Here is a 22,953-nt window from a genome sequence, read left to right on the forward strand (position 1 = left end):
CCGGCCGGCGAGGCCGCTCGCCCGCGCCCTCGCCGCCGGTCGCACGACGAGGGCGCCCGGTGAACCCGGGCGCCCTCGTCGTCATGCGCGTCATCGTGCGCGTCGCGTCTCGCACGTCGTCGTACCGACGGACGTCAGCTCTTCTTGCCCGCCGACTCCGCCTCGTCCTTGACCCCGGCCTCGGCCTTGTCGTCCACGTCGGCCGCGGTCCCGTCCTTGGCTGCGGCCTCGCCGTCGGCCCCGGACGCGTCCTCCGCCTTCTTCGCCCCGGCCCCGTCGCCGGCGGCGGCCTTCGCCTCCGCGGAACCCGCCGCCCCCTCGGACGAGGACGACTCGGCCCCGGACTTCTCCTCGCCGTCCGCCGAAGCGCCCCCGGCCGCGTCACCGGAGGTCTGTGCGGCCGGTTCGGCGACCGCTTCCCGGCCCGGCCGCTTCTTCGCCGAGATGGCGATGTACGCCACCGCGAGAAGGAAGACGATGATCGCGGTCCAGACGTTGAGCCGCAGGCCCAGGATGTGGTGGGCGTCGTCGACGCGCATGTTCTCGATCCACACGCGGCCCGCGCAGTACCCGGCGACGTACAGGGCGAACGCCCGGCCGTGGCCCAGCTTGAAGCGGCGGTCGGCCCAGATCACGAGCAGGGCGACGCCGATGCACCACAGCGACTCGTAGAGGAACGTCGGGTGGTAGTAGCCGGGCACCCGGCCGTCCGCCGAGGACGTGATGTGCAGCGCCCAGGGGAGGTCGGTCTCCTTGCCGTACAGCTCCTGGTTGAACCAGTTGCCCCAGCGGCCGATCGCCTGTGCCAGGGCGATGCCGGGGGCGATCGCGTCGGCGTACGCCGGCAGCGGGATGCCCCGGCGGCGGCAGCCGATCCACGCGCCCACCGCGCCGAGCGCGATCGCGCCCCAGATGCCGAGGCCGCCCTCCCAGACCTTGAAGGCGTCCACCCAGTCGCGGCCCTCGCTGAAGTACAGCTCGTAGTCCGTGATCACGTGGTAGAGACGACCGCCGACGAGCCCGAAGGGCACCGCCCAGACGGAGATGTCGGCCACCGTGCCGGCCAGCCCGCCCCGGGCGACCCAGCGCCTGTTGCCGAGCCAGACCGCGACGAAGACGCCGATGATGATGCAGAACGCGTAGCCGCGCAGCGGAACGGGGCCGAGGTACAGCACCCCGTGCGACGGGCTGGGAATGTAGGCAAGTTCCATGGCAGGGTCGACGCTACCCTGCCACGCAGGGCCGACGGCGGGCAGCCCGGCTACGGCTCCATAACGGGCTGCTGCGAATGGGCGACGCCCGGTGTCACCCCTTGTTGGCCTCCTCCACCATCTTCTTCAGCTTCTCCGGCGTCATCGACCGGTCCTGGTAGATGTTCTTGCCGTTGAACAGCACGGTGGGGGTGCCGCCGAAGCGGCCGTTCTGGAAGGCCTGGTTGGACTTGACGACCCAGCTGTTGTGCGTGCCCTGCTCCACGCAGGAGCGGAACGCGGGCGTGTCGAGCCCGTCGACCTTGCCGGCGAGTTCGATCAGCCGGCTGTTCTCGGCGTACTCGTCGCTCGTCTCCTCCGGCTGGTTCTCGAACAGCACGTCGTGGTAGGCGGGGAACTTGCCGGCGTCCTGGGCGCAGGCCGCCGCGTTGGCCGCGCTGCGGGATCCGCTGCCGCCCATGTTGCCGTCGATGAGGGTGGCCAGGTGGTACTCGACCTTCAGCTTCCCGCCCTCCGTCAGCTTGTGGATCGCGGGCCGGTACGCCGTCTCGAACGCCTTGCAGGCCGGGCAGCGGAAGTCCTCCCACACCGTGAGCGTGGACTTGGCGCCGTCCTTTCCGACGGGGATCGCGAGGGCGTCCTCGCCCTGGGCGCCCGAGGGCGCCACGACCGGGCCCGCCTTGTCGCTGCTGTCGTCCTTGCCGGAGTTCGCGGCGACGACGCCGATCACGGCGGCCAGCCCCAGCACGCAGACGACGCTTGCGCCGACGATCAGTGTGCGCCGCCGCCGCTCGGCCGTCTTCTGCTTCTCGCGCTCCGCCGCCAGCCGCTCCCGGGCAGTGCGCTTTCCGTCACGATTCTTCTCGCTCACACCCCCAGAACGAACCGGGGAGGCGCATTGCGCCTCCCCGACCCCAGGTCCACCCGTTCGGGTGACCCATGTTCCCGTCACGCCTGGCCGCGCACGCCCTTAGCCAGTTCGCCCGCGAGCGCGCGGACCGCCTCGACGCCGGCCGCGTCGTCCGGCGCGTCCAGCATCCGCTTGACGAAGGCCGAGCCGACGATCACGCCGTCGGCGAAGCCGGCCACCTCGGCGGCCTGCCGGGCGTCCGAGACGCCGAGGCCGACGCAGACCGGCAGGCCGGAGCCGGTGGCCCGGGTCCGGTCCACGAGGTCGTGGGCCTGCGCGCCGACCGACTCACGGGTTCCGGTGACACCCATCAGCGAGGCGGCGTAGACGAAGCCGCTGCCCGCCTCGGTGATCTGCGCGAGCCGGGCGGCCCGGCTGCTCGGCGCGACGACGAAGACGGTCGCGAGGCCGTGCTTGTCGGCGTGCTCCCGCCACAGGGCCGACTCCTGCACCGGCAGGTCGGGCAGGATGCAGCCCGCTCCGCCCGCCTCGGCCAGTTCGGCGGTGAACCGCTCGACGCCGTAGCGGTCGATGGGGTTCCAGTACGTCATGACGAGGATCGGCTTGCCGGTGGCCTCGAACGCCTCGCGGACCGTGCGCATGACGTCCGCGATGCGCACCCCGCCGCGCAGGGCGATGTCGTCGGCGGTCTGGATGACCGGGCCGTCGAGGACCGGGTCGCTGTGCGGCAGTCCGACCTCGACCACGTCGGCGCCGCCGTCGAGGACGGCCTTGATCGCCTCGATGCCGCCGTCCACGGTCGGGAACCCGGCCGGGAGGTAGGCGATGAGCGCGGCGCGGTCCTCGGCCTTCGCGGCGGCGAGGGTGTCCGACAGCAGTTGGATGTTCCCGCTCACTTGGCGTCCCCCTCGATCTCCGCGGTGTCGGCCGCGTCGGCGGCGACCTCGGCGTCGGTGTCGTACAGCCCGAAGTAGCGGGCGGCCGTGTCCATGTCCTTGTCGCCGCGACCCGACAGGTTCACGACGAGCAGGCCGTCCGGGCCGAGTTCCCGGCCGACCTCCAGGGCGCCGGCCAGCGCGTGGGCGCTCTCGATGGCCGGGATGATGCCCTCGGTGCGCGACAGCAGGCGCAGCGCCTGCATGGCGGCGTCGTCGGTGACCGCGCGGTACTCGCCGCGGCCGGTGTCCTTGAGGTAGGAGTGCTCGGGACCGATGCCGGGGTAGTCGAGGCCGGCCGAGATGGAGTACGGCTCGGTGATCTGGCCCTCGTCGTCCTGGAGGACGTAGGAGCGCGATCCGTGCAGGATGCCGGGCTCGCCCGCGGTGAGGGTGGCCGCGTGCTCGCCGGTCTCGATGCCGTGTCCGGCCGGCTCGCAGCCGATCAGGCGCACGCCGGCGTCCGGGATGAAGGCGTGGAAGAGGCCGATGGCGTTGGAGCCGCCGCCGACGCAGGCGACGGCCGCGTCGGGCAGGCGTCCGGCGCGCTCCAGGATCTGGCGGCGGGCCTCGACGCCGATGACCCGGTGGAAGTCGCGGACCATGGCCGGGAAGGGGTGGGGTCCCGCGACCGTCCCGAACAGGTAGTGCGTGCGGTCGACGTTGGCGACCCAGTCGCGGAACGCCTCGTTGATGGCGTCCTTCAGGGTGCGACTGCCGGACTTCACGGCGACGACCTCGGCGCCCAGCATGCGCATCCGGGCCACGTTGAGGGCCTGCCGCCGGGTGTCGATCTCACCCATGTAGATGGTGCACTCGAGACCGAAGAGGGCACAGGCGGTGGCCGTGGCGACGCCGTGCTGGCCCGCGCCGGTCTCGGCGATCACGCGGGTCTTGCCCATGCGCTTGGTGAGCAGGGCCTGGCCGAGCACGTTGTTGATCTTGTGGGAGCCGGTGTGGTTGAGGTCCTCGCGCTTGAGGAACACCCGGGCGCCGCCGGCGTGTTCGGCGAACCTCGGCACCTCGGTGAGGGAGCTGGGGCGGCCGGTGTAGTGCACGAGCAGGTCGTCGAGCTCGCGCGCGAACTCGGGGTCGTGCTTGGCCTTGTCGTACTCGACGGCCACCTCGTCCACGGCGGCGACCAGGGCCTCCGGGATGAACTTGCCGCCGAACGCGCCGAAGTAGCCCTCGGCGCTGGGGACCTGGCCGTCGGGGTCGGGAATGAAGAACTCGCTGGGCATGCGGAAACCTCACGGTGAGACGGTTTGGTGTGCGGACACGAAACGCCGTGGGGGCGGGGTCGTCGGACGGCTAGCGGCCGTCGGTGGCTTGTCGCGCTGTTCCCCGCGCCCCTGGGGGGCGCCGCTGCCATCGCATGCCGTTCACCTGGCCCGGCTCGTCGCCGATGACGTACCGCACGCGCCGGCCGTGCACCCGGCGGGCGGGCGCGCGGCAACCGCGGGGCCGGCAGCCGCGCGCGAGGCGGGCGTACCGGTCCGTGGCGGTCGCGGGGGTCGTCGAGGTCATCGGGGCAAGCCTAGCGGGTGGTCAGCCCCGGCCATGGCGCAGTGCGGGGTGCTCGCCCGCCGCCACCAGGTCGGCCACCGCGGTCTTGGGGTCGCGGCCGGTCACCAGGGACTCGCCGACGAGGACCGCGTCGGCGCCGGCGTTGGCGTACGCGATGAGGTCGTGCGGGCCCCGCACCCCGGACTCGGCGATCTTGACGATGCTCGCCGGGATCTCGGGGGCCACCCGCTCGAAGGTGCCCCGGTCGACCTCGAGGGTCTTCAGGTTGCGCGCGTTGACGCCGATCACCTTGGCGCCGGCGTCGACGGCGCGTTCGACCTCGTCCTCGTCGTGGACCTCGACGAGCGGGGTGAGGCCGATGGACACGGCGCGCTCGATCAGCGACTCCAGGGCGGACTGCTCGAGGGCGGCCACGATGAGCAGCGCGAGGTCGGCGCCGTATGCGCGGGCCTCCCACAGCTGGTACGAGGTGACGATGAAGTCCTTGCGCAGGACGGGGATGTCCACGCGCGCGCGGACCGCCTCGAGGTCGGCGAGCGAGCCGCCGAACCGGCGCTGTTCGGTGAGGACGGAGATGACCGCCGCGCCGCCCGCCTCGTAGTCGGCGGCGAGGCCGGCGGGGTCGGCGATCGCGGCCAGCGCGCCCTTGGACGGGCTGGAGCGCTTGACCTCGCAGATCACCTTGACGCCGTCGCCGCGGAGCGCCGCGACGCCGTCCTTGGCGGCGGGGGCCTTGGCCGCCAGCTCCTTGAGCTCGTCGAGGCTGACGCGCGCCTGCCGCTCCGCGAGGTCGGCACGGACTCCGTCGATGATCTCGTCGAGCACACTCACGCGAGCGGCCCCCTTCCGGCTGAGAGACGGTCGGTGCTTTCCGCGACCGAGGGAGAAACAGATGGTCACTCGATGGTATCCGGAGCGGGGCGATGGCCTCGCATCCGGTTGACGGCGGTCCCACTACCTGGACATCGCCCCGTTGATCAAGGGTGTAGCCAGCCGCCGAACGGCAGGTTCCGGACAACCGTGAAGACCAGCAGCAACGCGCCGATCGTCCACAGCTGTCCGGAGGTGGGGTCGGCGCGCACGGGCCGGCCGCGCGCCGCGCGGACCACCCAGACGGTCCACACGACGGCGAAGCCGAGAAAGGCGAGGACGGCCGGCGCGTTGTCGTGCAGGGCGGTCTGCAGGTCGCCGTGCACGACGGCGTGCGCGCTGCGCAGGCCTCCGCAGCCGGGGCAGTACAGGCCCGTGTAGCGCAGCAGGGGGCAGGCCGGATAGTGGCCGGGTTCGTTGGGGTCGACGGCTCCGACGTAGGCGAAGGCCCCGGCGACGGCCGCGAGGATGCCCACGGGCACGGCGAGGCGTCCGAGGGCGGTGGTCGTCACGCTGCGGCTGTCGGCGTTCACGATTCGCATTGTGCCCCGCCGCGGCCGCGCGCGCGGGGCGGTCGCGCACGCGTGAGGGCGGCCGGTGGACAACCGGCCGCCCTCACGAAGGAAGTCGCGTGGGACGCTCAGCCCTCGGCGCCCGCCGGCTCGCGGGTGGCGGTGGCCGTGGCCGTGGCCTGGTGCACCGGCTGGGCCGCGGCCTTCGGCTGGCCCAGGCCCGCTGCCCGCATGGCGAGGCCCACCACTGGGGAGAGAGCCACGATCGCCATGCCGGCCCAGAAGCCGAGCGGCTCGGCCATCACCATGAACGCGCCCGCGACGGTGAACCCGATGATGGCGATGGTGACACCGGTCCAGGCGGCCGGGGTGTGTCCGTGGCTGCTGCCCGCCATGACTTGCTCCTCATTGCTGTCTCTGTGTCCGTCCGAGCCGGACGCTCGTCGTCCATTGTCCCGTACGCGTACGGGTGGCGGACGCGGGGGTGGGATCCGGTCGCGTCTGATGCGCCACATCGGGGGCTCGGGACGGCGACCTGGTCAGGGCCTGTCAGGCGGGGCCGGTGCCGGTCGGGTCCTCGCCCCGGTCCAGGGCCTTCCACATCTCCTCGGGCCGGTCGGGGTCGGCGGGCCTGGCGGCGCGCCGGGGGCGGGGCGTGCCGTCGCGTTCGTAGCGGCCCGACATGGCGGGCCACCGGCGGCCGTAGCGCAGGGCGAGCAGTCCGGCGAGCAGGATCAGGGCGCCGCCCGCGGCCGCCGCGTAGGGCCAGGCGGTGTGGGCGAACGAGGCGACGGTGGCCGAGGTGTCGCCGGAGGCCTTGGCGGCCTGCTCGTCGAGCGCGGAGCCGTCGCTCGCGCCGATCAGGGCGGTGGCCATGATCCCGGCGCCGGACAGCGCGAGCAGCGCGGAGACGGCGAGGCGGCCGGTCCGGCGGACGGCGAAGACGGCGACGAGCGCGGCCAGGCCCACTATGGCGAGCGCCGCGGGCACACCCGTCACGTCGCTGCCCCTGGCGGTCAGCGGGAAGGCGCCGCCGGCCACCGTGGCCGTGCCCTCCGACCAGCGCTGCCGGGTGGACAGCAGGGCCACGGCCGCGCCCAGCGCGCCGCACAGCAGGGCGAGGGCGAGGCTCCGGCGGCCCGACCGGGCGGAATCGGTTTCGGAACGGGGGTCAGGAGCAGCAGTCACGTACTCCACTATCGCCTGAACCCCGGGCGATCCGGCACCCGGGGTTCAGTGAGACGCGTCCTATCGGGCGGCGGGCGTCTCGGGTCGCCGGCCTTCTCAGGCGCTCGGGCCGCCCAGTCGGTTGGCGGTGTGGACGGCACGCAGGACGGCCGCCGCCTTGTTGCGGCACTCCTGGTCCTCGGCGACCGGGTCGGAGTCGGCGACGATGCCCGCGCCGGCCTGGACGTAGGCGGTGCCGTCGCGCAGGAGGGCGGTGCGGATGGCGATGGCGGTGTCGGAGTCCCCCGCGAAGTCGAGGTAGCCCACGCAGCCGCCGTACAGGCCGCGTCGGGACGGCTCCAGTTCGTCGATGATCTGCATGGCGCGCGGCTTGGGGGCGCCGGAGAGGGTGCCGGCGGGGAAGCAGGCGGTGAGGACGTCGAAGGCGGTGCGGCCGGCGGCGACCTGGCCGGTGACGGTGGAGACGATGTGCATCACGTGCGAGTACCGCTCGACGGACATGAAGTCGACGACCTCGACCGAGCCCGGCTCGCAGACCCGCCCCAGGTCGTTGCGGCCCAGGTCGACGAGCATGAGGTGCTCGGCGCGCTCCTTGGGGTCGGCGAGCAGCTCGTCGGCGAGGGCCTGGTCCTCCTGCGGGGTGGCGCCCCGGTGGCGGGTACCGGCGATGGGGTGGACCATGGCCCGTCCGTCCTCGACCTTGACCAGGGCCTCCGGGGAGGAGCCGACGACGTCGAAGCCGTCGAAGCGGAACAGGTACATGTACGGGGAGGGGTTGGTGGCCCGCAGGACCCGGTAGACGTCCAGCGCGCCGGCGGTGCACTCCGTCTCGAAGCGCTGGGAGGGGACGACCTGGAAGGCCTCGCCGGCGCGGATGCGCTCCTTGACGTCCTCGACGGCCTCCCGGAAGTCGGGGCCGCCCCACCGGGCGGTGTACTCGGGCAGTTCGGAGGGCGGCAGGACGGCCGGGGGCTGGGCGACCGCGCGGGAGAGGTCGGCCTCCATGGCGTCCAGCCGGGCCGTCGCGTCGGCGTAGGCCTCGTCGACGCCGGTGTCGAGGTCGTTGTGGTTGATCGCGTTGGCGATCAGCAGGACGGAGCCCTCCCAGTGGTCCATGACGGCGAGGTCGCTGGTGAGCATCATCGTCAGCTCGGGCAGCTTCAGGTCGTCGCGTTCGCCGGGGCCGATCTTCTCCAGGCGGCGCACGATGTCGTAGCCGAGGTAGCCGACCATGCCGCCGGTGAAGGGCGGCATGCCCTCCTGGTGGGGGGTGTGCAGGGTCTCGACGGTGGCGCGCAGCGCGGCCAGCGGGTCGCCATCGGCGGGGACGCCGACGGGCGGGACGCCGAGCCAGTGGGCCTGGCCGTCGCGTGCGGTGAGCGTGGCGGCGCTGCGGACGCCGACGAAGGAGTACCGGGACCAGGAGCGGCCGTTCTCCGCGGACTCCAGCAGGAAGGTGCCGGTGCGCTCGGCGGCGAGCTTGCGGTAGAGCGCGACCGGGGTGTCGCCGTCGGCGAGGAGCTTGCGGGTGACCGGGATGACCCGACGGTCGGTGGCCAGCTTGCGGAACGTCTCGAGGTCCATGGCGGCTGACCTTACTGATCCGAGGCCGGTGCGCCGGAATCGGCGGCCGCGGCGTCCTTCAGGGGGTCGGCGTCCTTCAGGAGCACGTCGGCCTCGAAGCAGGTGCGCGCGCCGGTGTGGCAGGCGGCGCCGGTCTGGTCGACCTGGACGAGCACGGTGTCGGCGTCGCAGTCGAGGGCGACGGACCTGACCCGCTGGACGTGACCGGAGGTGTCGCCCTTGACCCAGTACTCGCGGCGGCTGCGCGACCAGTAGGTGCAGCGGCCGGTGGTGAGCGTGCGGTGCAGCGCCTCGTCGTCCATCCAGCCGAGCATGAGCACCTCACCGGTGTCGTACTGCTGGGCGATGGCGGGGACGAGCCCGTCGGGGCTGCGCTTGAGACGCGCGGCGATGTCGGGGTCCAGGCTGCTGGGCGTGGGCGTGCTGGTCATGCCTGCCATTGTGCCGCGCACCACTGACAGTGACGGCCCGGTGTCCACTGGGCGGACCGTGCGCGGGGTCGTAGGCTGGCCGCATGTCCACTTTCGCGATGCGTGAACGGCTGTTGCTCGCCGACCTCTTGGAGACCGCGGGCCCTGAGGCGCCCACGCTCTGCGAGGGCTGGCAGACCCGTGATCTGGCCGCGCACGTGGTGGTGCGCGAACGCCGTCCGGACGCCGCCGGGGGCATTCTGATCAAGCAGCTCGCGTCGCGTCTGGACCGGGTGATGGAGGAGTTCGCCGCCAAGCCGTACGAGGAGCTGATCCAGCTGATCCGTACGGGTCCGCCGCGTTTCTCCCCGTTCCGGCTCAAGCAGCTCGACGAGGCGTCGAACACCATCGAGTTCTATGTGCACACGGAGGACGTCCGCCGGGCCACGCCCGAATGGTCCTCGCGCGAGCTCGACCCGGTCTTCCAGGACGCTCTGTGGTCGCGTCTGGAGCGCACCGCGCGCCTGATGGGCCGCGGCGCCCCGACGGGCCTGGTCCTGCGTCGTCCGGACGGCCGTACGGCGGTCGCCAACCGGGGCACGCCGGTCGTGACGGCGACGGGTGAGCCGTCGGAGCTGCTGCTGTTCCTGTACGGCCGGCAGAGCGCCGCCGTGGTGGAGCTGGACGGCGAGAAGGAAGCGATCGACCGGCTGCACGGCGGCAAGCAGCTCGGCATCTGACCCGCGCGGGCGGACAGGGGCGGCCGGGCGCAGGCGGCCCCCCGGCCCCGAGGGGCGGGGTCAGCGCGGCAGTTCGGCGCGGCGCAGGTTTCGCACGCTCAGGGCCACGACCCCGCCGAGCCCGCAGACCGCGGCGCTGGCGACGAACACGGGCCCGGTCCCCCAGGCCCCGACGGCCGCGGCCGACACCGGCATGCTGAGCGGGGTGAGGCCGACGCTGACGAGGCTGGAGACGGCGGTGACGCGGCCCAGGTAGGCCGGAGCGGTCTGGGTCTGCAGCAGGGCTCCGCACACGGCGCCGCTGAGCCCGGCGAGCAGCCCGATCAGCAGGGCGGTGCCGACGGCGGTGACCAGGGTGGGCGCGAAGGCGAGGGCGCCGATGGCCACGGAGCCCGCCAGGATCGACCAGCCGGCCAGCCGGCCGGCGTGCGGGAGCCGTCCCCGCAGGGTCAGCAGCAGCGAGGCGGCGCCCGCGCCGACGCCGAACCCGGAGAGCACCCAGCCCATGCCGGCGGCGCCCCAGCCGCGTTCGTCGGCGAGCAGGGTCAGGCCCACGTTGAGAGGCCCGACGAAGCCCAGGTCGCCGAGGGCGACGGCCAGCAGCAGCGGGGCGAGGACGCGGTGGCGGCGCACGTACCGCAGGCCGGCCAGCAGGTCGCCCCAGGCGGTGCCGCCGGCGGCGGCCGCCTTGTCGTCGGCGGGCAGCTCACGGATGCGCACGGAGCACAGCAGCGGCACCGAGACCGCTATCAGCAGCCCCGCCAGTGCGAACGCGGTGGCCGCGCCGCCGACCGCCACCCCGAGACCGCCGAGCGGTCCGCCGACGACGCTCGCGAACCGGATGCCGAGGCCGCGCATGCCCTGGACGCGCGCGAGCTGCCCGCGGCTCGTCACGCGCGCGGGGAGCGCGCCCACGGCCGGCATGAAGACGGCGTCGACGGCGCCGAAGACCAGGGCGAGCAGGGCGAGCGGCCACAGACCGGGAGTCGTCGCGTACAGCAGCGCGGCCACCGCGAGGACGGCCGCGCAGCGCACGGCGTCGCTGCCGATGACGACCCGGCGCGGTCCCAGCCGGTCGGCGATCACTCCCCCGCCCAGCATCAGCAGGGCCCGCGGCACGGCACTCGCCGTCATCACCAACCCGGCCTGTGCGGGGGTGCCGGCCTGTACGGCGGCCCACGACAGGGCGATGTAGTAGACGCTGTCGCCGACCATGGAGGCGGTGTAGGCGGTGAGCCAGCGCAGCACGTTGCGGTCGCGGTGGGCGGGGAGTTCGGGGGCCGTGCGCTGGACGGTCTCGTGCGTGGCGGTGGTCACCGGCGGCCTCTCTCCCACGGAGTCGGACACGGAATCAGGCACGTGATCAGGCACGGAATCAGGTACGCGATCGGACGCGGCGGTGGGCACGGCGTCGGGCACCGGCTCCGCCACGGGCTCAGGCACGGAACGGGAACGCGTACGTGTGCACCGAGACGTTCTCCCGGCCGTCGGCACCCCGGGCACCTCCGGCGCTCTCCTCGACCTCCGCGGCCCTGCCCCGCTCGTCGTACCTGCGCAGGAGCGCGAGCATCTCGGCGTTGAGCTCCGCGAGTTCGTCCGCGGTGAGACGCAGGATCGTCTCGGAGGACTCGGCGCTGCGGTTCCACTCGGGGCCCCATTGGGTCCGCTCGTCGAGCCAGCGCCGGTACATGTCCATGCGGTCCTCGGCGAAGAGCCGGCTGGCCGCGGTGTGCGCGGCCGCCTTCTCCGGAGCGTCGCGGAAGTCCTCGTCGCGGATGCTGACGCCGTCGGAGGCGAGCCGCCACCAGCGCTCGCGGCCGTCCGCGCTCTGCGGCTCGGCCTCCTCGATGAGCCCGTGCTCGGCGAGCTTGCGCAGGTGGTAGCTGACCAGCGAGACGGCCTCGCCGACCTGGTCGGCGAGATGGGAGGCGGTGGCGACGCGGGCGACGGTCAGCCCGCGGTACAGCTGCATCCGGAGGGGGTGGGCGAGCGCCTTGAGCGTGCCCAGGTCCGTGATCCGGCGATTGCGTTCCCTGCCTGTCGCGTCTGTCGCGTCTGTCATGTCCGCCACCGTAGACAGGAAGGAATAGTTGCGCAATATATTTTGCGCAACTTCCCTTTCCCGTCTCGGCACGAGTAAGCCCCGGCCGCCAGGCGACCGGGGCTTACCGCACGGCGCACGCCGCGGGTGTCAGCGCGCGTCCGTCAGCGTCACCGCACCGGGTGACCCGCTTCGCGCAGGGTCTGCTTGACCTCGCCGATCCGCAGGTCACCGAAGTGGAAGACCGACGCCGCCAGCACCGCGTCCGCGCCCGCCTCGACGGCCGGCGGGAAGTCCCCGAGCCGGCCCGCGCCGCCGGAGGCGATCACCGGGACCGTCACGTGCTTGCGCACGGCGGCGATCATCTCCAGGTCGTAGCCGTCCTTCGTGCCGTCCGCGTCCATCGAGTTGAGCAGGATCTCGCCCGCGCCCAGCTCGGCCGCCCGGTGGGCCCACTCGACGGCGTCGATGCCGGTGCCCCGGCGGCCGCCGTGGGTCGTCACCTCGAAGGAGCCCGACTCCGTGCGCCGGGCGTCGACGGACAGGACCAGCACCTGCCGCCCGAACCGTTCGGCGATCTCCCTGATCAGCTCCGGGCGGGCGATCGCGGCGGTGTTGACGCCCACCTTGTCGGCGCCGGCCCGCAGCAGCTTGTCGACGTCGTCCGGGGTGCGCACCCCGCCGCCCACGGTCAGCGGGATGAACACCTGCTCGGCGGTGCGGCGCACCACGTCGTAGGTGGTCTCGCGGTTGCCGGAGGAGGCGGTGATGTCCAGGAACGTCAGCTCGTCGGCGCCCTCGGCGTCGTACACCTTGGCCATCTCGACGGGGTCGCCCGCGTCGCGCAGGTTCTGGAAGTTGACGCCCTTGACCACCCGGCCGGCGTCCACGTCCAGGCAGGGGATGACTCGTACGGCCAGCGTCATGGCGCGGACACCTCCTCGTCGCCGCAGGGGCGGAACGCCTCGACCTCGACCTCGACGACCAGGCTCGGGTCCACGAAGCCGGACACGATGATCATGGACGCGGCGGGCCGGACGGCGTCGAACAGCTCCTTGTGGGCGCGACCGATGTCGTCGACGTCCCGCGCGTGGGTGATGTACATGCGGGTGCGCACGACGTCGTCGCGGCCGAGCCCCAGCTTCTCCAGCGCGGCGAAGGCGACGTTGAAGGCGTTGACCGTCTGCTCGTACGGCCCGCCGGCGGCGATCTCGCCGTCCACCACGGAGGTGCAGCCGGAGACGAGCACCAGCCCGCCCGGCAGCTGCACGGCGCGGGAGTAGCCGAAGGCCTCCTCCCAGGGGCCGCCGGACCCCACCCGGCGCACCTCGCTCACCGGGCCACCGCTTCCAAAGCCTCTTCGAGGGTGAACGCCTTCGCGTAGAGCGCCTTGCCGACGATCGAGCCCTCGACGCCGAGCGGGACCAGCTCGGCGATGGCCCGGAGGTCGTCCAGGGACGACACGCCGCCCGAGGCGACGACGGGCCGGTCGGTGACCGCGCAGACGTTCTTCAGCAGCTCGAGGTTCGGGCCCTGCAGGGTGCCGTCCTTGGCGATGTCGGTGACCACGTACCGTGCGCAGCCCTCCTGGTCGAGGCGGGCCAGCGTCTCGTAGAGGTCGCCGCCGTCGCGGGTCCAGCCGCGGCCGCGCAGGGTCGTGCCGCGGACGTCCAGGCCGACCGCGATCTTGTCGCCGTGCTCGGAGATGACCTTGGCGACCCACTCGGGCGTCTCCAGGGCGGCCGTGCCCAGGTTCACGCGCGTGCAGCCGGTGGCGAGGGCGGCGGCGAGGGTGTCGTCGTCACGGATGCCGCCGGAGAGCTCCACCTTGATGTCCATGGCCTTCGCGACGTCGGCGATCAGCGCGCGGTTGTCGCCGGTGCCGAACGCGGCGTCCAGGTCGACCAGGTGCAGCCACTCGGCGCCCGACCGCTGCCAGGCGAGAGCCGCCTCGAGCGGGGAGCCGTAGGAGGTCTCGGTCCCGGACTCGCCGTGCACGAGACGGACGGCCTGGCCGTCGCGGACGTCGACGGCGGGGAGGAGTTCGAGCTTGCTCACAGTGTTCCGATCCAGTTGGTGAGGAGCTGGGCTCCGGCGTCGCCGGACTTCTCGGGGTGGAACTGCGTCGCCCACAGGGCGCCGTTCTCCACGGCGGCCACGAACCGCTCGCCGTGCGTCGCCCAGGTCACCCTGGGGGCGCGCATCGCCGGGTTGAGCACTTCCAGGGACCAGTCGTGGACGGCGTAGGAGTGCACGAAGTAGAAGCGGGCGTCCGCGTCGAGGCCGGCGAACAGCTGGGAGTCGGCCGGGGCGTCCACGGTGTTCCAGCCCATGTGGGGCACGATCTCGGCCTGCAGCGGCTCGACCGCGCCGGGCCACTCGTCGAGCCCCTCGGTCTCCACACCGTGCTCGATGCCGCGTTCGAACAGGATCTGCATGCCGACGCAGATGCCCATCACCGGCCGTCCGCCGGACAGCCTGCGGCCGATGATCCAGTCGCCGCGGGCCTCCTTCAGGCCTTTCATGCAGGCGGCGAAGGCGCCGACGCCCGGCACCAGCAGCCCGTCGGCGTTCATCGCCGTGTCGAAGTCACGGGTGATCTCGACGTCCGCACCGGTGCGCGCGAGGGCGCGCTCGGCGGAGCGGACGTTGCCGAAGCCGTAGTCGAAGACCACGACCTTCTTCGCGCCGTTCGTGGGGCTCAATTCCACACCTCCAGCCGCATCACACCGGCGACCAGGCACATCGTGGCCCCTATCGAGAGCAGCACGATCAGACTCCGGGGCATCTGCTGCTTGACGAAGGAGTAGATGCCGCCGGCCAGAAAGAGGCCGACGACGATCAGGACGGTCGACAGTCCGGTCATGGCGTTACAGCGCGCCCTTCGTGGAGGGGAGGATGCCGGCCGCGCGCGGGTCGCGTTCGGAGGCGTAGCGCAGGGCCCGGGCGAGCGCCTTGAACTGGCACTCCACGATGTGGTGCGCGTTGCGCCCGTAGGGCACGTGCACGTGCAGCGCGATCTGCGCCTGGGCGACGAAGGACTCCAGGATGTGCCGGGTCATCGTCGTGTCGTACTCGCCGATCATCGGCGCCATCTTCTCGGGCTCGGTGTGCACGAGGTAGGGGCGGCCGGAGAGGTCGACGGTGACCTGGGCGAGGGATTCGTCCAGCGGGACCGTGCAGTTGCCGAAGCGGTAGATACCCACCTTGTCCCCGAGGGCCTGCTTGAAGGCGGCGCCCAGCGCGAGGGCGGTGTCCTCGATGGTGTGGTGCGAGTCGATGTGCAGGTCGCCGTCGGTCTTCACGGTCAGGTCGAACAGCCCGTGTCGTCCGAGCTGGTCGAGCATGTGGTCGTAGAAGCCGACGCCGGTCGACACGTCGACCTTGCCGGAGCCGTCGAGGTTGATCTCGACGAGGACCGAGGTCTCCTTCGTCGTGCGCTCTATGCGTCCCACGCGGTTCATGCGCTCTGCTCCTTCTTCAGTTCACGGACCGCGTCGAGGAACGCGTCGTTCTCTTCGGGGGTTCCGGCGGTGACCCGCAGCCAGCCGGGCACCCCGTTGTCCCGGACCAGGACGCCCCGGTCGAGGATCTGCCGCCACACCGCGTGGGCGTCGTCGAACCGCCCGAACTGCACGAAGTTGGCGTCGGACGGCGTGACCTCGTAGCCGGCCGCGAGCAGTTCGCCGACCAGGCGGTCCCGCTCCGACTTCAGCTGCTCAACGTACTTCAGCAGGGTGTCGGTGTGTTCCAGGGCGGCCAGCGCGGTCGCCTGCGTGACGGCCGACAGGTGGTACGGCAGCCGCACCAGCTGGACCGCGTCCACCACCGCGGGGTGCGCGGCGAGGTAGCCGAGGCGCAGGCCCGCCGCGCCGAAGGCCTTCGACATCGTGCGCGACACCACGAGGTGGGGCCGGCCCTCGATCAGGGGCAGCAGCGAGTCGCCGTGGCTGAACTCGATGTACGCCTCGTCGACCACGACGATCGACGGCTTCGCGGCCTGGGCGGCCTCGTACAGCGCGAGGACCGTCTCGGCCTGGACCGCGGTGCCGGTGGGGTTGTTGGGGGTGGTGACGAAGACGACGTCGGGGCGGTGCTCGGCGATGGCCTTCTCGGCGGCCGCGAGGTCGACGGTGAAGTCGGCGCCTCGCGGCCCGGAGATCCATCCGGTCCCGGTGCCGCGGGCGATGAGCCCGTGCATCGAGTACGACGGCTCGAAGCCGATCGCGGTGCGGCCGGGTCCGCCGAAGGTCTGCAGCAGCTGCTGGAGGACCTCGTTGGAGCCGTTGGCGGCCCACACGTTGGCCGGGGCGACCTCGTGCCCCGTCGTGTCCGTGAGGTACTTCGCCAGCTGCGTCCGCAGCTCCACGGCGTCGCGGTCCGGGTAACGGTTGAGTTCGCGGGCCGCGTCACGCACCCGCTCGGCGATCCGCTCGACCAGCGGCTCGGGCAGCGGGTAGGGGTTCTCGTTCGTGTTCAGCCGTACGGGGACGTCCAGCTGGGGCGCGCCGTAGGGGGACTTGCCGCGCAGCTCGTCCCGTACGGGGAGATCGTCGATTCCGAAGCTCACTTGCTCGTCGGTACCTTCCATGCGAACCGCGCCTTGATCGCCGCCCCGTGGGCGGGCAGGTCCTCCGCCTCCGCCAGGGTCACCACGTGGTGGGCGACCTCGGCGAGCGCGTCGCGCGTGTAGTCCACGATGTGGATGCCGCGGAGGAAGGACTGCACGGACAGCCCGGAGGAGTGGCAGGCGCAGCCACCCGTCGGGAGCACGTGGTTGGAGCCGGCCGCGTAGTCGCCGAGCGAGACCGGCGCCCAGGGCCCGACGAAGATCGCGCCCGCGTTCCGCACCCGGTCGGCCACGGCGGCGGAGTCCGCCGTCTGGATCTCCAGGTGCTCCGCGCCGTAGGCGTCGACCACCCGCAGGCCCTCGTCGACGCCGTCGACCAGCACGATCGCGGACTGCCGGCCGGCGAGCGCCGGGACGATCCGGTCCTCGACGTGCTTGGTGGCCGCGACCTGCGGTTCCAGCTCCTTGGCGACCGCGTCCGCCAGCTCGACGGAGTCGGTGACCAGGACGGCGGCGGCCAGCGGGTCGTGCTCGGCCTGGCTGATCAGATCGGCGGCGACGTGCACGGGGTCGGCCGTGGCGTCGGCGAGGACGGCGATCTCGGTCGGCCCCGCCTCGGCGTCGATGCCGATCTTGCCGGCGAAGTAGCGCTTGGCGGCGGCGACCCAGATGTTGCCGGGGCCGGTGACCATGTTCGCGGGCGCGCAGGACTCGGTGCCGTGCGCGAACATCGCGACGGCGGTCGCGCCACCGGCCGCGTACACCTCGTCGACGCCGAGCAGGGCGCAGGCGGCGAGGATCGTCGGGTGGGGCAGTCCGCCGAACTCGGCCTGGGCGGGCGAGGCCAGGGCGATGGACTCGACGCCCGCCTCCTGCGCGGGCACCACGTTCATCACCACGGAGGACGGGTAGACCGAGCGGCCGCCGGGCGCGTACAGCCCGACCCGGTCGACGGGAACCCACTTCTCGGTCACGGTGCCGCCGGGCACGACCTGGGTGGTGTGGGTCGTACGGCGCTGCTCGCGGTGGACGAGACGGGCGCGGCGGATGGACTCCTCCAGGGCCGCGCGAACCGCCGGGTCGAGCCCGTCCAGCGCGTCGGCGATCGCCCGGGCGGGGACCCGTACGGATTCCAGCCGCACCCCGTCGAACCTCTCAGCGAAGTCGATCAGCGCCGCGTCGCCCCGATGATGCACGGCCTCGCAGATCGGACGCACCTTCTCGAGGGCGGCCGAGACGTCGAAGTCGGCTCGGGGCAGCAGGTCGCGCAGGGCGGGTCCCTCGGGAAGGGCGTCGCCGCGCAGATCGATTCGGGAGATCACGCGGTCAATTCTCTCAGACCGGGATCGGGCGTCGTCCGCGCGTATCAATGGCTGATACAGACCGTGGCCGGAACTCGGAAGATCGCCTTCACGTTGGGTGTTCGGGGGGTCACTCAGCGGGCAGAACAGCCGTGCGAAACCGATGAGTGACGGAGGGGGTGACGGGTGACAGCGGTGACCGACGGCGCGGGCGATCTGCCGGACGACCTGACCGCGGCCGAGGCGGGCATGTGGCAGGCCTTCCGCAACGGCAGTGTGTACGACCTGAGCAGCGGCGACACGGTCGTCGACGATCCGCACGGCGGCCATCCGTGGGGCGGGGCGCGGACCGTGCGGGCCCGGATCGTCGCCTGGCTGCTGCTGGACGGGCCGCCGGCGCTGGCCGGTCGGGTGGCCTCGATGAAGCTGGCCGGTGTGCAGATCAGCGGCTCGCTGGATCTAGCGGGCGGCACCGTGGTGCCGTACGTGGAGATGAAGCGCTGCCGCTTCGAGCGGGACGTGCTGCTGCCCGAGGCCAGGTTCACGACCGTGCGGCTGGTGGACTGCTCGGTGCCGCGCCTGGAGGCGGCGCGGGTGCACACCGAGGGCGATCTGCACCTCCCGCGCTGCCGCTTCCACAACGGCGTGCGGCTCACCGACGCGCACATCGGCACGGACCTGATGCTGAACCAGGCGATCGTCCACCGGGACCGCACCGGCCGCTCGATCGCCGCCGACGGCATGACGGTCGGCCAGGACCTCCAGGCCGAACTCCTCGAGTCGCACGGTGAGCTGAGCCTGCGCAGCGCCAAGATCGGCGTGTCGCTGAGCCTGCGCGGGGCGCGGCTGGTCAACCCGTACACGCGGCTCGCGCTGAACGCGCCCCAGCTGACCGTGGAGCGTTCGCTGTACCTCACCCCGGCCGGCGTCGGCGGCCAGGCGCTGAGCGGTGTCACCCCGGCCCGCGGGACGCGCATCCAGCGTTTCGAGTGCCGGGGCGGGATACGTCTGGACGACGGCCGGTTCGGGGACGCGGTGGACCTGGAGCGGGCCCGGTTCGTCCTCACGGACGAGCAGGAGCTGTCGCTGCGCCGGGTGCAGACGCCCGAGCTGCGCTTCCTGGGCGAGCAGCCGCTGCGCGGCAAGGTGGTCCTGTCCGGCGCCCGGGTGATCAACCTGGTGGACCGGGCGAGCGCCTGGCCGGGTCCCGGCGCTCTGCACATGGGTGGCTTCGCGTACGAGAACCTGGTGCCGCAGGGGCCGTTCCCGCTGGCCGAGCGGTTGCGCTGGGTGGCCGCGGCGACCGCCGAATACGCCCCGGAGCCGTACGAGCGGCTGGCGGCCGTGCTGCGGACCGGCGGGGAGGACGAGGACGCGCGCGAGGTCCTGCTGGCCAAGCAGCGCCGTCGCCGCGAGACGCTGCCGCCGGCCGCGAAGCTCTGGGGCTACGCGCAGGACTGGACGGTCGCCTACGGGTACCGGCCGGGCCGCGCCGCGGTGTGGATGGCGGTGCTGTGGGCGGCGAGTTCGCTGGCCTTCGCGTACGCCGCGCACCCGCCCGTCGACCGGCAGGGGCACCCGCCCTGGAACCCGGCCCTGTTCGCCCTCGACCTGCTGCTGCCGGTCATCGACCTGGGGCAGGTCGGCCAGTGGCAGTTGAGCGGCGGCTGGCAGTGGCTGTCGACGGCGTTGGTCCTGCTCGGCTGGATCCTGGCGACGGCCGTGGCGGCGGGCGCGACGAGGCTGCTGCGCCGGAGCTGAGGGGATCGCGCGGCTGGGGGATCGCCGTGCTGAGGGAGGGTTTGAGGGGGTGCGGGTTTGAGGGGTGCGCGCCGGGAAAAGTTGTTGAACGCTCACCTTTACCATCCCTTGACCGGGAGGCGTACAACTTTCCACAGGTTGCGTGAAGCCTCTGGCGCAATCTGAAGCCGCGGCTTTTCAATAGTCGGCACCATGGCTCTGCTGCCCCCGTTCATCCGCGCCTCCCGCAGTTCCCGGCCGGCACGGAATGCCCCCCACAGCGCCGCCGGGCTCCCCGCCGACGACGAGGTGCTCCTCGACGTGCCCGACGACCGGCTCGGGCCCGCGCTGGTCGCCGCCGGCCTCGGCGCTTACGCGCCGGCCGCCGAACTGCTCGCCCACACCCGGGAACGGGCCGAGTGGGAGTACCGCGACCGGTACGCGACGCGGCTCGCGGCCTTCGCCCACTCCCGCCCGGAGTGGTTCGAGGACTGGCGCGCCGCCGCCCCGCGCGACCCCGACGTGCTGCTCGTCTCCGCCCAGCTCGCCGTGACGCGGGTCTGGCGGTCGCCGGCCCGGGCCGAGCTGCTGCGCGAGGTGAGTCCGCTGATCACCGCCGCCGCGCAGAGCGACGTCCGCGACCCGGTGCCGTGGCGGATAGCCCTGGACCACGCCCGCGGTTCCCGGGCCGGGCACAAGTACTTCGGCGAGCTGTGGGCGGCCGCGGTGCGCCGCGCCCCGCACCACTACGGCTGCCATGTCGCCGCCAAGCGCTATCTGGCCGAGTCGTGGCACGGCTCCCACCACGAGTGCTTCGACTTCGCCGACCGGGCCGCGCAGGACGCGCCGGCCGGCGCCCTCGTCCAGGCACTGCCGGCCCGGGCGGCCTTCGCCTACCTCACCGACGGCTGCGGCCCCGAGGTGCCGCGCGAGCGGCTGGACGCGGCCGCCGACCGCGCGGTCGCGCTCTCCGCGCGTTTCCCGGCCGCCGACCCGTGGCCGGCCGAGATCCGCAACGTGCTGACGTACGTCCTGGTCCGCCTGGACCGCCGCGACGACGCCCTCGCCCAGCTGCGGCTGATCGGCCCGTACGCGACGTCCTTCCCCTGGGGGCGGCTGTCGGACGACCCGCTCGGCCACTTCCTGGCCGTGCGCGAGGACGTCCGCTCGGGCCCGTCCGGCAGCCCGCCCTGGCGACCGGGGAACGGGCACGGCGAACGAGCCCGTCCACTGGACCATTAGGCTTCTGCGTCGTGACCACCGTCCGTCTGCCGCTCTTCCCGCTGAACTCGGTGTTGTTCCCGGGACTCGTGCTCCCGCTCAACGTCTTCGAGGAGCGTTATCGCGCCATGATGCGCGATCTTCTGAAGACTCCCGAGGACGAATCGCGCCGGTTCGCCGTCGTGGCCATCCGTGACGGCCACGAGGTGGCCCCCAGCGCCAAGGGGCTCCCCGACCGGACGGGGGTGACCGAGCGCGGCCCGGCCGCCGGTTTCGGCGAGGACCCCGCGAAGACGTTCCACGGCGTGGGCTGCGTGGCCGACGCCGCGACGATCCGCGAGCGCGCCGACGGCACCTTCGAGGTGCTGGCGACGGGCACGACCCGGGTCAAGCTGCTGTCGGTGGACGCGTCGGGCCCGTTCCTGACGGCGGAGCTCCAGGAGCTGCCGGAGGAACCGGGCGACGAGGCGGGCGCACTCGCCGAGGGCGTGCTGCGCGCCTTCCGCCAGTACCAGAAGCGGCTGGCGGGCGCCCGCGAGCGCTCGCTGACCACCGGCGCGGACCTGCCGGACGACCCCTCGGTGGTGTCGTACCTGGTGGCCGCGGCGATGATGCTGGACGTCCCGAGCAAGCAGCGCCTCCTTCAGGCCCCCGACACGGCGTCCCGGCTGCGGGACGAGCTGACCGTGCTGCGCGCCGAGACTGCCATCATCCGCAGCCTGCCCTCGCTGCCGGCGGCGGACCTGACCCGCGCCCCGACCAGTCTCAACTGAGGGCCCCATGGCGAAGAAGCCGAAGAAGCAGCAGCAGTCCGGCGGCACGCCCGCGACGGTGGCCCTGGCGGCGGCGGGCGTGGACTACACGGTCCACGCCTACGACCACGACCCGAGCCACCCCTCCTACGGCGAGGAGGCGGCCGAGGCGATGGGCGTCTCCCCCGACCGCGTCTTCAAGACCCTGGTCGCGGACGTGGACGGAACCCTCACCGTGGCGGTGGTTCCCGTCGCGGGCTCCCTCGACCTGAAGGCCCTGGCCTCGGCGGTGGGCGGCAAGCGCGCGGCGATGGCCGACCCGGCGCTGGCCGAACGCACCACGGGCTACGTCCGCGGCGGCATCTCCCCGCTCGGCCAGCGCAAGAAGCTCCGCACGGTCCTGGACGACTCGGCGACGACGCACGCCACCATCTGCGTCTCGGCGGGCCGCAGAGGCCTGGAGGTCGAACTCTCCCCAGGAGACCTGACCACCCAGACCGACGCCCTGCTGGCCCCCATCGCCCGCCCCTGACGAACGCCGCCCGGATTTCCAGCCCGTCCGGGGGTGCCCCCTATGGGGGAGTTCGAGGGCGAGGCCGTCCAAGCCGACGGGGGTCCGGGGGGCGGAGCCCCCTGGCAGGGTGCCCGCAGGGGCAGTGCCCCTGGACACGGGAAGGGAAGGGAAGGCGGGGGCGGGGGCGAAGAAACCGCCCCCGCCGCCCCGACGAACCCCCCTACGCCATCGGCGCCCCGTACCCGTCCTTGGACCCCGCCCCGTACGGCGGGAACGGCTCGGGATCCCGGGGCCCGAACAACGCCGTGAGCCCCAGATGCACCAGCATCGCGGCCAGCGACCACGCCAGCAGCGCCCCCTTCGCCCCGAGCCGCAACGGCGCCGAGAACGTGACGCCCTTGCCGGCGGCCTGCGCGTGCGCGATGACATCGGAGTCGGGCCCCAGCCACACCCCCAGCCGCCAGGCCAGCAGCGAGCCGAGCAGGCCGCCCAGACCCAGCGCCACCACCAGGGGCACTCCCCCGCGCCGCCGCCACAGGAAGACCGCCGCCGCGCTCACGGCGCCGCAGGCCAGGGCCAGCAGAGTGAACGTGCCGTCCACCCCGATCGCCTGCTCCCCCTCGGTGTCCTTGAAGTAGACGACCCAGCTGCCGTCCGACAGCTCGCCGACGAGCGGAACCCGCGGCGCCAGCCACACCCACAGCAGCCCCAGCAGCACCCCTGCGAGGGCGGTACCCGCCGTGATCACGGCGGCTTCCCGCAGTTCGGTCTTCATCCCGGGCCCGTCCTGTCCGTACGCGCCGTCGTGGGGCGCGGTGGCCACCCCCGCGTACCCTCCGGGCGGCGGGGGCCAGGCCGCGTACCCGGACGGCTCGTGCCCGGACGGTTCGTGCCCGGACGGTTCGTGCGGCGGCGGAGGCGGAGTCAGCGGTGCGGTCACACCGACATCGTGCCAGGCGCACCCGC

Annotated in this window: 27 protein-coding genes; 5 read left to right on the forward strand and 22 right to left on the reverse strand. The window is 73.0% G+C overall.

Annotated features, from left to right (window positions below; translation table 11 throughout):
• Positions 1 to 134 precede the first annotated feature (134 nt).
• The 11 genes from lgt to hisI all read right to left on the reverse strand — a co-directional run bounded on the left by lgt (position 135) and on the right by hisI (position 9,129).
• Positions 135 to 1,211 carry a prolipoprotein diacylglyceryl transferase gene (gene lgt / locus QA802_RS11760; protein WP_334520975.1) on the reverse strand — a complete coding sequence of 359 codons (1,077 nt, stop codon included), beginning with the start codon at positions 1,209 to 1,211 and terminating at the stop codon, positions 135 to 137.
• Positions 1,212 to 1,305: 94 nt separating this feature from the next.
• Positions 1,306 to 2,082, reverse strand: a complete 777-nt coding sequence (locus tag QA802_RS11765; RefSeq protein WP_334520979.1) for a thioredoxin domain-containing protein — start codon at positions 2,080 to 2,082, stop codon at positions 1,306 to 1,308.
• Between the two features lie 77 nt (positions 2,083 to 2,159).
• Entirely contained in the window at positions 2,160 to 2,978 is an 819-nt protein-coding gene (trpA, locus tag QA802_RS11770; protein WP_319167501.1) for a tryptophan synthase subunit alpha, read from the reverse strand.
• Entirely contained in the window at positions 2,975 to 4,258 is a 1,284-nt protein-coding gene (trpB, locus tag QA802_RS11775) for a tryptophan synthase subunit beta (RefSeq protein ID WP_334520984.1), read from the reverse strand. Before trpB ends, trpA begins: the two co-directional genes overlap by 4 nt.
• Before the next feature lie 70 nt (positions 4,259 to 4,328).
• Positions 4,329 to 4,544, reverse strand: coding sequence for a tryptophan biosynthesis modulator TrpM (trpM, locus tag QA802_RS11780; protein WP_319167505.1), 216 nt, complete (start codon positions 4,542 to 4,544; stop codon positions 4,329 to 4,331).
• A gap of 21 nt (positions 4,545 to 4,565) precedes the next feature.
• Positions 4,566 to 5,375 (reverse strand): indole-3-glycerol phosphate synthase TrpC, encoded by an 810-nt coding sequence (gene trpC / locus QA802_RS11785; protein WP_057580152.1) that lies wholly within the window; start codon positions 5,373 to 5,375, stop codon positions 4,566 to 4,568.
• A 146-nt stretch (positions 5,376 to 5,521) separates the two neighbouring features.
• Positions 5,522 to 5,956, reverse strand: a complete 435-nt coding sequence (locus QA802_RS11790; protein WP_334520988.1) for a DUF2752 domain-containing protein — start codon at positions 5,954 to 5,956, stop codon at positions 5,522 to 5,524.
• 98 nt (positions 5,957 to 6,054) lie between these two features.
• Positions 6,055 to 6,321: an HGxxPAAW family protein gene (locus tag QA802_RS11795; RefSeq protein ID WP_334520991.1), complete on the reverse strand. Its 267-nt coding sequence runs from the start codon at positions 6,319 to 6,321 to the stop codon at positions 6,055 to 6,057.
• A gap of 154 nt (positions 6,322 to 6,475) precedes the next feature.
• On the reverse strand, positions 6,476 to 7,123 hold the full coding sequence (locus QA802_RS11800) for a TIGR02234 family membrane protein (RefSeq protein WP_334520994.1): 648 nt from the start codon (positions 7,121 to 7,123) through the stop codon (positions 6,476 to 6,478).
• Positions 7,124 to 7,210: 87 nt separating this feature from the next.
• On the reverse strand, positions 7,211 to 8,698 hold the full coding sequence (locus QA802_RS11805) for an anthranilate synthase component I (RefSeq protein WP_334520997.1): 1,488 nt from the start codon (positions 8,696 to 8,698) through the stop codon (positions 7,211 to 7,213).
• Between the two features lie 11 nt (positions 8,699 to 8,709).
• The gene (hisI, locus tag QA802_RS11810; RefSeq protein ID WP_334520999.1) at positions 8,710 to 9,129 is read right to left on the reverse strand and encodes a phosphoribosyl-AMP cyclohydrolase; all 420 of its coding nucleotides are present in this window, start codon (positions 9,127 to 9,129) and stop codon (positions 8,710 to 8,712) included.
• Between the two features lie 83 nt (positions 9,130 to 9,212).
• Between hisI and QA802_RS11815 the strand changes: the two genes are divergently transcribed.
• Positions 9,213 to 9,848, forward strand: coding sequence for a TIGR03085 family metal-binding protein (locus QA802_RS11815; RefSeq protein WP_334521001.1), 636 nt, complete (start codon positions 9,213 to 9,215; stop codon positions 9,846 to 9,848).
• Positions 9,849 to 9,908: 60 nt separating this feature from the next.
• Here the strand turns inward: QA802_RS11815 and QA802_RS11820 are convergent, their stop codons facing one another.
• From QA802_RS11820 to hisD, 10 genes are all read right to left on the reverse strand, one after another.
• Positions 9,909 to 11,165 carry an MFS transporter gene (locus QA802_RS11820; protein WP_334521004.1) on the reverse strand — a complete coding sequence of 419 codons (1,257 nt, stop codon included), beginning with the start codon at positions 11,163 to 11,165 and terminating at the stop codon, positions 9,909 to 9,911.
• Between the two features lie 118 nt (positions 11,166 to 11,283).
• Positions 11,284 to 11,910: an ArsR/SmtB family transcription factor gene (locus tag QA802_RS11825; protein WP_334521007.1), complete on the reverse strand. Its 627-nt coding sequence runs from the start codon at positions 11,908 to 11,910 to the stop codon at positions 11,284 to 11,286.
• 149 nt (positions 11,911 to 12,059) lie between these two features.
• Complete coding sequence (hisF, locus tag QA802_RS11830) at positions 12,060 to 12,815, reverse strand: imidazole glycerol phosphate synthase subunit HisF (RefSeq protein WP_334521009.1); 756 nt, start codon at positions 12,813 to 12,815, stop codon at positions 12,060 to 12,062.
• Complete coding sequence (locus QA802_RS11835; RefSeq protein WP_334521012.1) at positions 12,812 to 13,225, reverse strand: RidA family protein; 414 nt, start codon at positions 13,223 to 13,225, stop codon at positions 12,812 to 12,814. The genes hisF and QA802_RS11835 overlap by 4 nt, the downstream gene beginning before the upstream one ends.
• Positions 13,222 to 13,947: a bifunctional 1-(5-phosphoribosyl)-5-((5-phosphoribosylamino)methylideneamino)imidazole-4-carboxamide isomerase/phosphoribosylanthranilate isomerase PriA gene (gene priA, locus QA802_RS11840; protein ID WP_334521015.1), complete on the reverse strand. Its 726-nt coding sequence runs from the start codon at positions 13,945 to 13,947 to the stop codon at positions 13,222 to 13,224. Before priA ends, QA802_RS11835 begins: the two co-directional genes overlap by 4 nt.
• On the reverse strand, positions 13,944 to 14,600 hold the full coding sequence (hisH, locus tag QA802_RS11845) for an imidazole glycerol phosphate synthase subunit HisH (protein WP_334521018.1): 657 nt from the start codon (positions 14,598 to 14,600) through the stop codon (positions 13,944 to 13,946). Before hisH ends, priA begins: the two co-directional genes overlap by 4 nt.
• Positions 14,591 to 14,755 carry a CG2302 family histidine operon protein gene (locus QA802_RS11850; protein ID WP_319167532.1) on the reverse strand — a complete coding sequence of 55 codons (165 nt, stop codon included), beginning with the start codon at positions 14,753 to 14,755 and terminating at the stop codon, positions 14,591 to 14,593. Before QA802_RS11850 ends, hisH begins: the two co-directional genes overlap by 10 nt.
• Before the next feature lie 4 nt (positions 14,756 to 14,759).
• Positions 14,760 to 15,353 (reverse strand): imidazoleglycerol-phosphate dehydratase HisB, encoded by a 594-nt coding sequence (hisB, locus tag QA802_RS11855; RefSeq protein ID WP_319167534.1) that lies wholly within the window; start codon positions 15,351 to 15,353, stop codon positions 14,760 to 14,762.
• Positions 15,350 to 16,459, reverse strand: coding sequence for a histidinol-phosphate transaminase (locus tag QA802_RS11860; protein WP_334534553.1), 1,110 nt, complete (start codon positions 16,457 to 16,459; stop codon positions 15,350 to 15,352). The genes hisB and QA802_RS11860 overlap by 4 nt, the downstream gene beginning before the upstream one ends.
• Entirely contained in the window at positions 16,456 to 17,781 is a 1,326-nt protein-coding gene (hisD, locus tag QA802_RS11865) for a histidinol dehydrogenase (RefSeq protein WP_334521021.1), read from the reverse strand. The genes QA802_RS11860 and hisD overlap by 4 nt, the downstream gene beginning before the upstream one ends.
• 165 nt (positions 17,782 to 17,946) lie before the next feature.
• Between hisD and QA802_RS11870 the strand changes: the two genes are divergently transcribed.
• The 4 genes from QA802_RS11870 to ybaK all read left to right on the forward strand — a co-directional run bounded on the left by QA802_RS11870 (position 17,947) and on the right by ybaK (position 22,005).
• Positions 17,947 to 19,521, forward strand: coding sequence for an oxidoreductase (locus QA802_RS11870; protein ID WP_443042091.1), 1,575 nt, complete (start codon positions 17,947 to 17,949; stop codon positions 19,519 to 19,521).
• 180 nt (positions 19,522 to 19,701) lie between these two features.
• A complete protein-coding gene (locus QA802_RS11875; protein WP_334534558.1) occupies positions 19,702 to 20,742 on the forward strand; it encodes a hypothetical protein in 1,041 nt (346 codons plus the stop codon).
• A gap of 11 nt (positions 20,743 to 20,753) precedes the next feature.
• Positions 20,754 to 21,494, forward strand: a complete 741-nt coding sequence (locus tag QA802_RS11880; RefSeq protein WP_319167538.1) for an LON peptidase substrate-binding domain-containing protein — start codon at positions 20,754 to 20,756, stop codon at positions 21,492 to 21,494.
• A gap of 7 nt (positions 21,495 to 21,501) precedes the next feature.
• On the forward strand, positions 21,502 to 22,005 hold the full coding sequence (ybaK, locus tag QA802_RS11885) for a Cys-tRNA(Pro) deacylase (RefSeq protein ID WP_334521025.1): 504 nt from the start codon (positions 21,502 to 21,504) through the stop codon (positions 22,003 to 22,005).
• A gap of 202 nt (positions 22,006 to 22,207) precedes the next feature.
• Here the strand turns inward: ybaK and QA802_RS11890 are convergent, their stop codons facing one another.
• Complete coding sequence (locus QA802_RS11890; RefSeq protein WP_334521028.1) at positions 22,208 to 22,927, reverse strand: DUF2567 domain-containing protein; 720 nt, start codon at positions 22,925 to 22,927, stop codon at positions 22,208 to 22,210.
• Between the last annotated feature and the right edge of the window lie 26 nt (positions 22,928 to 22,953).

The organism is Streptomyces sp. B21-105 (assembly GCF_036898465.1).
Lineage (GTDB): Bacteria > Actinomycetota > Actinomycetes > Streptomycetales > Streptomycetaceae > Streptomyces.